Genomic DNA, 12,453 nt, shown 5'->3' on the forward strand with positions numbered 1-12,453 from the left:
GGCTTGATATTAAAGGAGGTACTAGATTGGGGCAAAAACGTTTATTTACATCCGAATCCGTTACAGAGGGACACCCAGATAAAATTTGCGACCAAATCTCGGATGCAGTGTTGGACGAGATATTGACATATGATCGAAATGCTCGCGTTGCCTGCGAGACGACCGTGACAACGGGTCTCGTTTTGGTGGCGGGGGAAATCACCACATCGTGCTACGTCGACATCCCGAAAATCGTCCGCAAGACCATAGCTGACATCGGCTACACACGTGCAAAGTACGGCTTTGACTCGGAAACGTGCGCTGTCATCACGTCGATCGACGAACAATCTCCTGACATCGCGCAAGGCGTCAACCAGGCTTTGGAGGTTCGTGGTCAACTGACGGACGAGGCTATCGAGGAGATCGGCGCAGGTGACCAAGGCCTCATGTTCGGCTTTGCATGCGACGAAACGCCAGAGCTGATGCCTCTCCCGATCTCGCTCGCACACCGCCTATCCCGCCGCTTATCCGAAGTTCGCAAGGATGGCACGCTCGCTTACTTGCGTCCGGACGGCAAAACCCAAGTCACCGTTGAGTACGACGGCGACAAACCGGTCCGCGTCGACACCATCGTCATCTCCACTCAACATGACGAACAGACAAGCCTCGAAACGGTTGAGGCCGATATGAAGAAGCACGTTATTGGTCCCATCGTTCCGGCTGAACTGCTCGATTCGGAAACAAAGTACCTCATCAACCCGACTGGCCGCTTTGTCATCGGTGGTCCACAGGGTGACGCGGGTCTCACCGGCCGTAAAATCATCGTCGACACGTACGGTGGTTACGCTCGCCACGGCGGTGGTGCATTCTCCGGCAAGGATCCCACAAAGGTGGATCGCAGTGGTGCCTATGCAGCGCGCTACGTTGCGAAAAACATCGTTGCCGCAGGTCTGGCCAGCAAGTGCGAAGTCCAAGTAGCATATGCTATCGGCGTTGCACGACCGGTTTCCATCGCGGTCGACACCTTCGGAACGGGCACCATCTCTGATGAAGCTATCGGCGGCTTGATCGCTGACGTATTCGACCTTCGTCCAGCGGGTATCATCCGCGATCTCGACCTACGCCGCCCACTCTACCGCAACACGGCTGCTTACGGCCACTTTGGGCGCACGGATGTCGATCTGCCATGGGAACGCACGGACAAAGTTGACACCCTGAAGGCTCGCGCGGCTGACTTAAAATGACGGATTACGTCGGGCTTTGACGCCGACTGACCTTCATTCAAAAAGAAATCTAAAAAAGTTTTTTCAACGACCCCCATACTTGGTCGGGTGGAGACGAACTCTTATATCATCACCCTTACCCCATGTTTCGCGCTGGTTGCCGCAAGGCGACTAGCGCTCTTTTTTTCTCTCCTGGGTTGGCAATTTGTTGCCTACATCCTTTATTCTAGTAACGAGTGAAATCGTTGAAAGTATAAAAGGGGTGATCGTGATGGGTCAGTCTGCACCATTGCGAGTGGCGATTGCAGAAGACAACGACGAGTTTCGGTTGACTCTTAGAGATATTCTCTCCTACGAACCGAATATGGAAGTACCTGCGATATGGAGGAACGGGCGTGAGGTGTTGAGCGAGATCGACGACGTGAAGCCAGACATTCTCCTGCTCGACATCAGCATGCCTATCATGACTGGCGTGGAAACGGTCCGCGCTTTACACGAACGTGGCTGTCCCACGAAAGTCATTATGCTGACCATGCACGACGACGAGGATGTGGTCCTCCAAACGCTGAAATATGGTGCCGCTGGATACTTGGTCAAGGATGGGTCGGTTGAGGATATCATCCGAGCCGTGCGCGAGGTGGCGGCTGGACGTGGGATGCTGCACCCGCAGGTTACAACCATTTTGCTGAACGAGATGGCCCGGGCGGGACAGTTGAACGATGACTGGAAAGGTATCTTAACGGCCCGCGAGTATGACGTGCTCCGTGAACTCGCCAAGGGCAAGAGCAACGAGCAAATCTCCGAGACGCTTCACATTACGCTCAAGACTGCGAAAAATCACGTCTCACACATCCTGGCCAAGCTGGACGTGTCCGACCGGGCGCAAGCGGTTCTGCATGCTGTCCGTGAGCGCTGGGTTGACCTGTAGGGTGAATGTGGGGGGGCGTCGGCTGTAACAGCGGATGCGGGCCGGTGCTGCCGGTCTGGTGGAGATCGGGGAGACCGGGGAGTGTTCGCTGTGGAGCCCGGGCGTGGTCGCGGCGGAGAAAATAGGGGAATGGCAGGCCCTTGTTCGATAAATCCGGTTATCTGAGATTGACTAAAGGCACATTGTTCCGCTATGAGGCCATTTGTCGCGAATCCGACGGGTGGACAGCAACGACAACGGTCACCTGGTTTCTTGTTTGCCTTTGACGAGAGTCTGAGTAGACAACAAGGGAATACCGATACCTTAGCGATCGCGACATCTGTCCAACGTCGGGTCCATCGTCCGTCCGGCGCTCGGTCCAACGCGTCAGGTCCAACGCTCGGTTGTGAGTGCCCTCCGCTCCCGCCCCCCCGAACGTCCGTCCTCACCCGAATGCCCGGCGGCGGTAAACTCTAGCGCCGACCTGGCTCGGGCCCCATACCCACTCGTGCCAGCACGAAACTTCATCATCACGGGGAGAAGCCGCGCCCATTCCATAGTCCTGACGTAACAAGATAAATCATCTATCTGTTCCGACTGGCTGGATCATGTGCCCGAAAAAACCTGCCGAGAATATGATGGGGCAGGGGGTGACGGACGTGTGGGCGCAACTTATCGTTTGGACATTGGCGATTTACGGGACCCTCATGATTGTGCGACACCTTTTTTCGTGGTTGGGCCAGCGTCACGAGCAAAAACGGAGCGTTTACTTTGTCTTGGTAACGGAAAATGCAGAGTGGGACGTTGAGGGCGTCTTGCGACGGCTCATTCACAAATGTCGCAACATGGAGTTCCCGACTCGATTGTACGTCATCGACGTGAATTCCACCGATTTGACCATTCCCATCGTAGAACGGCTCTCAGAGCGTTACATGCACATTGAATTGGTCCCGGCAGCGACCTACGACGAGGCACTTCAACTGGCTGAGCAAGTGGGGGAAAAGACGAATACGATCCGCTGCATCCTGCAATTGCGGAGTCGGGGCCAGTTGACAACTATTGTCAAGTGAACGAGCGGATCCATCGGGGAAGCGTGCGCATGTATTAAAGGAAATCGGAACATGTTATGGGGCTGTTCTACGAGCGTGATCGGCGGATCGCGTTTTGTAGGGCGGCCCCATCTTTGGGGTGGGGTGTTGGGGCGTGCCCTTTACATGCACCTCGACTCCCCGAAACCCCGGATCCTCCCTGCCAGCCCGGGGGGGCCAGGCTATGACTCAAGGCCCAAGGCCAGCACGAGGCTCTCACCCCCGAGCCTCCACACGCCACCAGACACCCCGCGCCCCGTCCCAACCAAAGCACTACAACAAAAACGGCGTCCCTTGGCCCTCCGTGACCATGGACTCTTCCATCAACTTGCAGTAATACAGTACCTTTTCCGTATCACGCAATTCGCCATACCACAGAACGAGCAGGGCACAGGCCTTCACGCGTAGCTCCTGATGAGAAGGTTCCGTGAACTCACCGAGCAACGACACCAGTTGCTCGATCCCATCGTCACGATTTCCTTGCATGACGACCAGTTGGGATTCGAGGATTCGAATTCGGAACGACACGTCCCGAATGTCTTGGCAGATGTTCTGTTGTTTCCCAAGAACATTCAGAAATTCCTTTACGCGAGAAATTCGATTGGGTACGGTGTCGATTTGGCCCATCCCTAAAAGATGCTCGATCTGGTCGCATTCCGTTGTCAAAAACACATCTGGATAGATAGACGTCATAGCAAGCGCAGCGTGTTGCCACGGTTCTTCGTAACTTGGCCGATCCGCCTCAGTCATTCGCGCCTGTACGACGATGACCTGTTCGACCAGGCGTGCGAAGGTCAGTAGTGTGTTCGCACGCTCTGCAAGCACCTTCGCTTTCGATGGATCCTTATGCACGGCCGAGATCGCGTCGGTAATGAGAAGGTCGCTCACTGCACGCAAATCAGGTGTTTCGGCCGTGAGTTTGCTCGCCTTTTCTAGATAGGGACGATCATTCAAACGGCCGCCGTGGCTGCCAGTAGTAGTAGTAGTAGTAGTCAATCGATCCATTTGCAGGAGCAACTCTGTTAGACAGACCGTCAAGTCCAGGCTTGCCATCGTATCTGACTGGCTCAGAGCTTCGCCATATTCCAGGGCCCGCGTCCATTCGTGTAGAGCTCCCTCGGTATTTCCGCGATCCGCCTCGACATAACCACATTCGCGGCAGACGAGGAAGAGCAGCCGCTTGTCCTGTGTCCGATAAGCGATCTCACGGAGATGCTCAAGATGAGAAGTCGCCTCGTTGTACCGCTTTAACTTCCGATACGTTTGTGCCAAAGTCAAAATATACTCTTGGTGATTTAGTCCTTGTTCCGGTGTATTTTCTATCGACTCAAGTTGGGTAAGCGCGGCTTCTGGCTGGCCAACTGCTGTCTGGTACATGGCGACGCCTAATTGTGCAGAGAATAGAAACTGGTCATCCAATTCATTCATAAAGTATTCGACGGGCATGCCCAACCGGTTGGCGAGTTCTGTGAGCAAGGGATAGGAAGGTTTCGCCCGATCCGCCTCAATTTGACTAATCATGCTGGGAGTTACGAGGTCCCCGCCGAGATCGGCCTGCGTTAAGCCTCGTTTAATCCGAATATCCCGAATCTTCTCTCCGATCGTCACTGGTTCACCAACTTCGCCTAATTTATTTCTTCATGTTCACATATTGGGACTCATTTAGCAAGACTTTGCTTATGTTTTCAAAACGACTCAAAAGAATACTAGAACACGCTCCCCAGAGCCAGTAAAATAGGATGTAGATTTGAGTGAGCTTGAAAGGACGGACACTCTTGCCAACCGTACTCATTGTAGACGACGAAGAATCCATTCGAGAACTCGTGCAATATAACTTTAGCCGATCAGGGTTTGACGTACAGGTAGTTGGAGATGGAAAGACCGCCTATGAGCAACTCCGCGCGAATGCGGACAAGTTTGACCTCGTGGTTTTGGACTTAATGTTGCCAGGTATGGACGGGATGGAAGTGTGTCGCCGCCTTCGTCAGGAAAATGTGGACGTGCCAATCATTCTTCTGACCGCAAGAGATGAAGAAGTTGATTTGGTTCTTGGCTTGGAGCTGGGTGCCGACGATTATGTGACCAAGCCGTTTAGCCCGCGGGAGTTGGTCGCCAGGGCCCGGGCCGTGTTGCGACGGAGCGAATCCGTCGAAACGGAGTCGAAGCCGACTGTTCCGTCTAATAAAGTCCTGCGAGCGGGAGATATCGTCATGGACATCAGTCGCCACGAAGTCCACGTGTCCGGCGAGTTGATGGAATTTACGCCGAAAGAATTCGATTTGCTTCAGTACTTCATGGAGAATCCCGAACATGTCCTATCGCGGGATCAACTGCTTGACAGAGTCTGGGGATACAGTAGTGCGACCGACACGAGAATTGTCGATGTGCACGTTTCGCACTTGCGTGAGAAGATCGAGCAAAACTCCAAAAACCCGCTTTACATTCGAACAGTCCGTGGAATTGGGTACAAGTTCTCTGAGGGTGTGGGACAACCATGATCCGATTTTTGCTGGGTCTCGCTGTCGGTGTCATCATCGTGGTGATTATTCTCTTGCTTTGGGCTCGGTCAAAGAGAGCCACGCGTCAATACTTGACGGAATCCATGGATCTCATAAGCAGCGGGCGGTACGACGTGCGTATGTACCCGTATCGGAGCGGTAGAATCGGCGGATCGATATATCGGTCATTCAACCGCATGGCCGAGCACATCCAGCGAGAATTTCAAGATATGTCGCAGGAGCGTGACGTTCTCCGGCACATCCTGCAAAACATGACGACAGGTGTCGTGTATCTTCGCAGTGACGGCCAAGTTCAGATGGTCAATCAGGCGGCTGAGCGTCTTTTTCGGCGGCCTTCTGAGCAGTGGCAGGAGCGCGATCACTGGACTGTCTTCCGCAACTACAACCTCGGTGCCGCCATCGATCACGCCCTCCTCTTCGGCAACAACTGGACCGATGAACTCACCATCCGCGAGGGTCTCACTGTTCAAGTGCGTCTCGTCCCCATATCGTCAGGTGCACGCGTCAATTCGCGAGGTGAAAGCTCTCACGATGTCCTCATGCTGGTGAACGACGTCTCCGAGTGGAGGAGACTGGAGCGCATGCGAAGCGAGTTCGTGGCGAACGTCTCACACGAGCTCAAGACGCCCATTGCTGCCATCCGGGGCTTCTCGGAAACGCTGCTCGACGGTGACGTTGACGATGCAGCCCAGACGAAGTTCCTGCGGACCATTTACGATGAGTCCATGAGAATGGGCAACTTGGTTTCGGACTTGCTGGAATTATCTAAATTGGAAGCCACCGACAGCAGAGTGGATCCCATCACCGTGGACTTGCTCAAAGTTGTCGAACGCGCATTTGACCGCCTGCGGACAGTGGCTGCCAAACGATCCATTCACCTAGAGTTAAAAAATGCTCCGCGAGTCAACGTCTGGGCCGATCCGGACATGCTCCTACAGGTTTTTCTCAATCTCCTGTCCAACGCCATCCACTATTCGTCCGACGGCAGCCAAGTGACTGTCACGTGGGACGTGCTCATTGATCGAGTCAAAGTTCATGTCCGCGACAACGGTGTCGGTATCCCGGCAGAGTCGCTCAACCGCGTGTTCGAACGGTTCTACCGGGTGCACAAGGATCGAAGCAGAGCGTCCGGGGGAACAGGCCTGGGTCTCGCCATCGTCAAACACATCATCACCGCGCTTGGTGGTGAAGTCGGCGTGGACAGCGTCGAGGGGGAGGGCAGCGACTTCTGGTTCACGCTCTCGCGCCTCAACGCGAACATGCCGCGGGTCCTTTAATGTAGGGAGTGATTGGGACAATGGAACCGACCGTCACACGCCGATTTTGGTGGCGTCAGCGCGCAAACCTGGTGCTCAACTGGGTCTTTCCCAACGCTGAGGAGTTGTGTGTCCTCTGTGGGCGACCCGTGGTGGGCGCGGCGGCCGCCACCGAAGAAAAATCGAACGCAAAGCTTAACATGTGCCTATTCTGCGCCCAGGATTTGAGCACGTGCGACGCCACGCCAACCGCACAGACGCTGCGGCTCGGTGGGTCAGGTCAGTTGATGACTGTGCACAGCAGTCTCGTATACGACCACCTTGTTCGCACCATGGTTCGATCCTGGAAATACGACGGCGTGATCGCACTGACGAATTGGTTCGCCGGGCATGTCGCCTCAGTCATCGGGCAGCAGTCCCTGGACCCAACTGCCGGCACTCTCGTCGTTCCTGTTCCGTCGACAAGGGACCGAACGCAAAAACGCGGTTACGATCACGTCCGTCTCCTCACAAATCAAATCTCTCTCCTGTGCCACCTACATAGCGCTCCAGCTCTCAAACGCCTCCAAAACGGGGACGGCTTCACCCAATCACAAACGGCGAAATCAGCTGTCGAGCGTCAGCGGGGGCTCTCACAAGTCTATCTCCATAACAAAGAGGTTTCTGTCCGCGGCCAGCGAATCTTCCTTGTGGACGATATTGTTACAACCGGTGCAACGCTCTCAGCGTGTGCGGAGCGATTGATGCATGCCGGCGCAGCAAGTGTTGAATGTTTTGTTATTGCTCGTGTGTTGTAACAAATATTTGTCGCCATTTCTCGACGATTCTCAATGTATCTTGACAAAAAACTAGATATAATGGGTACATTAGGAGGGATTACCTTGGCCATCGCTAATTGTAAGCAGTGTGGACGCCTATACAATCGGACGGGTCGTGATATTTGCCCACAATGTATTCGCGAGCAGGACGAGATGGTTCACGATATCCGCCAATTTCTCAAGAAAAACCCTTCGGCCAACATCCATGAGACTGCTGACGGAACTGGTGTTCCTTACATTACAATTGTCGATATGATTCGTGATGGGCGACTTGTTCTTCGGGACAATCCAAATATGAGTTATCCGTGTGAGCGCTGCGGTGAGCCTACATTGGCTGGCCGATTGTGCTCCAAGTGCTCTCATGAGTTGACCGAGAGCCTGAGCCAGGCAAGTGCGGGTTTAAGAGAGAAAAACAACCAAGGTAATAAGGTACCTGGGTTTTTCAGTCGTTCTTAGAGATCGGGCCAATCCACTTTACTCTCGAGATCCTTGACTTTTCATAACATTATATAGACAAGAGGTTGGTTAGACATTGAGTATGCCTTTCCAAGCTTATCAAACATGGGATAAGCAGATGGTGAACGAGCGGATCGAGGCCCATCTACCGTTGGTGTACAGTTTAGCATCCAGCCTAGCAGGACGGGCCGGAGCCGTCGGATTGGAAATGGGTGATCTGGTTCACACGGGTGTCCTTGGACTGTACACAGCCTCATCAGCCTATGATGAGCGGCGGGGCAGTACGTTTGGATCATTCGCAAAGCCGTTCGTTCGCGGTGCAATGTTGGACGAGATCGCGCGCTACAAACATGAGCCGCGGGCTGTTCGCGACAAGTATCGCAAGATTCGCGAAGCAGAGGACAAGCTGATCCACACGCTGATGCGTGAGCCGACGGATGTTGAGTTGGCGGAGGTTGTAGGTATAGAAACAAAGACCCTCTCCAGTTGGCTTGTCGACATCGGGATGCGGGAACAAGAATCACTTGAAGGTTTAGTTGCCAGAGACGCGTTGCCAAACACTGACCAAGACATCACCCGCCAGCCTGAACTTAGCTTTCTTGAACGCGAGTCGAAAGAACAACTCGTAGAAGCCTTGGGTCAATTGAATCTTCGTGAGCAGCAACTACTATATCTATACTACCAGGAAGAGCTAACGCTCAAAGAGATTGGGTACGTGCTCGAGTTAAGTGAGTCCCAAGTCTCAAGGACGCATAAAAAGTTACTTGCTCGGCTTCAGGAAATAATTATGGCAGAATCTTAACGGACGCTTAGCAGCGGAGGAAACACATTCTATGCTAACCCCGTGCAAGTTTTCGGGCAACTTTCCGACATAATGAGATAGAGACCATATAGACACGGTGGTGACATACATGAACGTATCTGACTCCATCCAGGGAAAAGGCGGAGCTTATCCATATCAACAAGGTAATCAGAACGTACGCAACGATGGGGAACCAGCTACAACGCCTGCTGTGGACTTGTCTAAATCTGCGCGTCTTGATGCATTGAAGGCACGTATGCAATCGGGTGAACCGATAAACTTAAACAGACTGGCGGACAGCATGCTCAAGAAAGGCGCCTTTATCGACGTTCAAGCGTAATACTTCATAAGACCGGAGGGGTAGCATGCAGGCGACTGCGCGGCATCTTCTTGACGTACTGAAAGAAACCTTGAGTCACCAAGAACGCATTCGTGACTTGATGGTGAAGCATAAACAGTTACTCATTGACGGGAAGGACTTGGATGCGCTGGCGGTGATTAAGGAGATTGAGGAGCACTCGCAGGTAGTGGTTGAGTGCGAGCGGGACAGGCAGGCGGCGGTTGTGGAGATTGCTCAGAATTCCGAAATTGAGCCGGATTCCCTTACGGTGCACAATCTCTTAGAACTGCCCCAACTTCTTTCCGTACGTGAAGAACTGACAACGACGACAACCCAGCTTCGTAAGGTTCTTCAAGAGATTATTCTACTTCGCGATGAGGTTGAAGTGCTTGCACAGCATGCAAAAGCCTACTCGGACATGATGCTGGCTGCGTTTCATACGGCTGTGTCAAAACCGAGCAATTACGGTGGAAGTAAATCAATAAATGCGGCGTTTCTCAGCATTAGAACTTAAATAACTTGAAATGACCCGATTGGGAGTTGCCCTCTCGGGTTGTTCTCTAAAGGAGGGCCCCGTTTATGTTAGGGACCTGGTTGGGATTACAAACTTCACTGCGTGGACTTCAGACTGCACAAGAAGGTATAAACACGGTCTCGCACAATATTGATAATGCCAATACGCCGGGATACTCACGTCAAGTCCTTGATTTGTCCGAAGCCCAGGCGATTGATATGCCAGGGCTGACGAGTGCCATGGCTGGACAGGTCGGACAAGGTGTTGCGGTAGAACAAATTCAACGTATGCGAAGTAGTTTCTTGGATTCGCAGTATCGGGATCAAAACGCGTCCTTGGGACAAGCGAATGTGGAACAGAGTACACTGAGTCAAATCTCGGGAATTATTGATGAACCTTCACAGACCGGTATTTCGAATGCGATGCAACAGTTTTGGCAGGCCTGGGATACACTTGGTAGTGGGACCAATACCGACTCGCTGAGTGTACGGGCCGCAGTGCTTAATGCTGGGACGCAATTGACTAATGTCATGAATCAAACAGCAAATCAGTTGACTTCGCTTCATTCGGACTTGGATGCTGCCACCACAAATGATGTAACACAGGTGAATAGCATTCTTTCGCAGGTCGCGAATTTGAGTAATCAGATTGCCCGGGTTCAGGAAACGGGAAACCAACCGAATGACCTGATGGATCAACGGGATGAGTTGTTAGATCAGTTGTCGCAATACACAAGTTTTACAGCGTCGACGACAACGGTGACAAATGGTGGCGTTCCGGTAACGACACCGGTGGCACCTGGTACCATTACCTATGACCAGTTCACTCTGAAGCTGACTGGTGATAGTGGCCAAATCACAGTGATTGATGGAAGTCAAACGGATTTCACCAATGCTCAGCCGCCACGCAACTTGGTTGGTAGTCTATCTGCGCAGACGACTGTTGGTGCCAAGCCTTCTACACAGGTAAGCATTACACAGGGTGGGGTGCCGGTAGCGCAATTGGCAGAACCGAGTGGTGAATTGGCTGGCTATAAACAATCATTAACAGACATTCAGAATTACCAGGATGACCTAGACAATCTCGCGGGCGCCTTGGCGAACAAAGTCAATGGACTTGAACCGGGTGGTTTTTTCAGTGGGACGACGGCATCGAACATTGCCGTACAAATCACCAATCCGAGTAATGTTGTAGCCGGTATAGGTCCGGGGGATGGTTCCATCGCGCTACAGATTAGTCAACTGAAGGATGACAACACAAATACCTTTCCGGATCCATCAAATAATGGCGGCAATATGACCGGTACGATGGCGGATTACCTTACGGCCGTTGTTGGGCAGTTGGGGCTTCAGGGGCAAACGGCCAATAACACGGTCAGTGTTCAGCAAACGTTAACTCAACAGGTGGATAGCCAACGCCAAAGTGTATCGGGTGTATCTATAGACGAGGAAATGACGAACATGATCAGCTATCAACAAGCGTACAACGCATCTGCAAAAGTGATTCAAACGATTAACGATATGTTGAGCGCCTTGATGTCTGAAAAGCAGTCGTAACAGAAACGGTGGAAGGAGCTGATTGACTTGCGTGTCACGCAAGGGATGGTAAGTAGTCAAGTTTTATTTGATATTGAAAGCAACTATCAGCGGCTGAGTACATATCAAAATGAGGCCGCCACAGGTAAAAAAATCAACACACCGTCTGATGATCCCATTGGTGTTCAGTTTGCTATGAAGTATCAGAATCAGTTGGCATACTATAACCAGTATCAGCAGAATGCGGACCAAGCTACCTCGCAACTGAATTATACGGACTCCACCATGAGTGAAGCGCAGACTGTGATGCAACGAGCGCGGGACCTAGCTGTACAAGGTGCAAACGGTACGTACACGCAAAGTGATATGGCTTCAATGGCCTCTGAAGTGAGTCAACTTTACCAACAGTTGGTTAGTGTGGGGAACAGCCAGTATAATGGATCGTATATTTTTGACGTGACAAGTACGACAACTCCTCCATATACTTCGGGTACGGCTCAAGCTACTACGACTGGTGGAGGAACAGTCGTGTACGACGTTGGTGATGGCGTTACTCTACAAGCTTCGGAAACTGGCACCAATTTCTTCGGGGTTGCGAATGCCCCCAACAACGCTTTTCAACTTCTCTCTGATCTGCAAACATATTTACAGAGTGGCAATTCTGCACAAGTGCAACAGACGCTCAGTAACTTCGACAGTTGCATGGCCAATATGAGTGCCTACCAAGCCAATATTGGAGCTCTAACGCAACGAGCGCAAATGATGTCGAATCGCATGAGTAACTTGGCGCAAAACGTTACGACACAACTTGCGAATACGCAGGATGCCGATATGGCTTCAGTTATTACGCAGATGAACAGTGCCTTGGCGGTTCAGCAAGCTAGTCTATCTGTTGGTGCCAAGGCGATTGTTCCTACTCTTGTAAACTTTTTAAACTAAATTAGCGACGACATGCAAGTTTCTTCGATATCTTCCGATGTAATAGATGAAGGCGATAAAGGATAATCAAATCACAT

Annotated in this window: 13 protein-coding genes; 12 read left to right on the forward strand and 1 reads right to left on the reverse strand. The window is 52.2% G+C overall.

The genetic code is table 11. The features are described 5' to 3' along the window. The first annotated feature begins 26 nt into the window (after window positions 1-26). From metK to NZD86_RS03960, 3 genes are all read left to right on the forward strand, one after another. The gene (metK, locus tag NZD86_RS03950) at window positions 27-1,223 is read left to right on the forward strand and encodes a methionine adenosyltransferase (protein WP_268045192.1); all 1,197 of its coding nucleotides are present in this window, start codon (window positions 27-29) and stop codon (window positions 1,221-1,223) included. A 250-nt stretch (window positions 1,224-1,473) separates the two neighbouring features. Next, window positions 1,474-2,130, forward strand: coding sequence for a response regulator (locus NZD86_RS03955; RefSeq protein ID WP_268045194.1), 657 nt, complete (start codon window positions 1,474-1,476; stop codon window positions 2,128-2,130). A gap of 638 nt (window positions 2,131-2,768) precedes the next feature. Beyond that, a complete protein-coding gene (locus NZD86_RS03960; protein ID WP_268045195.1) occupies window positions 2,769-3,179 on the forward strand; it encodes a glycosyltransferase family 2 protein in 411 nt (136 codons plus the stop codon). Between the two features lie 291 nt (window positions 3,180-3,470). On the opposite strand, the gene NZD86_RS03965 is transcribed toward NZD86_RS03960, so the two are convergent. After that, the gene (locus tag NZD86_RS03965; RefSeq protein WP_268045196.1) at window positions 3,471-4,805 is read right to left on the reverse strand and encodes a helix-turn-helix domain-containing protein; all 1,335 of its coding nucleotides are present in this window, start codon (window positions 4,803-4,805) and stop codon (window positions 3,471-3,473) included. A 167-nt stretch (window positions 4,806-4,972) separates the two neighbouring features. On the opposite strand from NZD86_RS03965, the gene NZD86_RS03970 reads away from it, so the two are divergent. The 9 genes from NZD86_RS03970 to flgL all read left to right on the forward strand — a co-directional run bounded on the left by NZD86_RS03970 (window position 4,973) and on the right by flgL (window position 12,376). Continuing rightward, a complete protein-coding gene (locus NZD86_RS03970; protein WP_268046781.1) occupies window positions 4,973-5,695 on the forward strand; it encodes a response regulator transcription factor in 723 nt (240 codons plus the stop codon). Next, complete coding sequence (gene pnpS / locus NZD86_RS03975; protein WP_268045197.1) at window positions 5,692-6,993, forward strand: two-component system histidine kinase PnpS; 1,302 nt, start codon at window positions 5,692-5,694, stop codon at window positions 6,991-6,993. The genes NZD86_RS03970 and pnpS overlap by 4 nt, the downstream gene beginning before the upstream one ends. A gap of 20 nt (window positions 6,994-7,013) precedes the next feature. Continuing rightward, window positions 7,014-7,769, forward strand: a complete 756-nt coding sequence (locus NZD86_RS03980) for a ComF family protein (RefSeq protein WP_268045198.1) — start codon at window positions 7,014-7,016, stop codon at window positions 7,767-7,769. Window positions 7,770-7,853: 84 nt separating this feature from the next. Continuing rightward, on the forward strand, window positions 7,854-8,246 hold the full coding sequence (locus NZD86_RS03985; RefSeq protein ID WP_268045199.1) for a hypothetical protein: 393 nt from the start codon (window positions 7,854-7,856) through the stop codon (window positions 8,244-8,246). Window positions 8,247-8,328: 82 nt separating this feature from the next. Next, complete coding sequence (locus NZD86_RS03990) at window positions 8,329-9,048, forward strand: sigma-70 family RNA polymerase sigma factor (protein ID WP_268046782.1); 720 nt, start codon at window positions 8,329-8,331, stop codon at window positions 9,046-9,048. Window positions 9,049-9,157: 109 nt separating this feature from the next. Beyond that, window positions 9,158-9,388, forward strand: a complete 231-nt coding sequence (locus NZD86_RS03995; RefSeq protein WP_268045200.1) for a hypothetical protein — start codon at window positions 9,158-9,160, stop codon at window positions 9,386-9,388. A gap of 25 nt (window positions 9,389-9,413) precedes the next feature. After that, on the forward strand, window positions 9,414-9,902 hold the full coding sequence (gene flgN / locus NZD86_RS04000; RefSeq protein WP_268045201.1) for a flagellar export chaperone FlgN: 489 nt from the start codon (window positions 9,414-9,416) through the stop codon (window positions 9,900-9,902). A 65-nt stretch (window positions 9,903-9,967) separates the two neighbouring features. Then, entirely contained in the window at window positions 9,968-11,458 is a 1,491-nt protein-coding gene (flgK, locus tag NZD86_RS04005) for a flagellar hook-associated protein FlgK (RefSeq protein ID WP_268045202.1), read from the forward strand. 27 nt (window positions 11,459-11,485) lie between these two features. Further along, the gene (gene flgL, locus NZD86_RS04010) at window positions 11,486-12,376 is read left to right on the forward strand and encodes a flagellar hook-associated protein FlgL (RefSeq protein WP_268045203.1); all 891 of its coding nucleotides are present in this window, start codon (window positions 11,486-11,488) and stop codon (window positions 12,374-12,376) included. The last annotated feature ends 77 nt before the right edge of the window (window positions 12,377-12,453 follow it).

It is taken from the genome of Alicyclobacillus dauci (genome assembly GCF_026651605.1).
Classification (GTDB): domain Bacteria; phylum Bacillota; class Bacilli; order Alicyclobacillales; family Alicyclobacillaceae; genus Alicyclobacillus; species Alicyclobacillus dauci.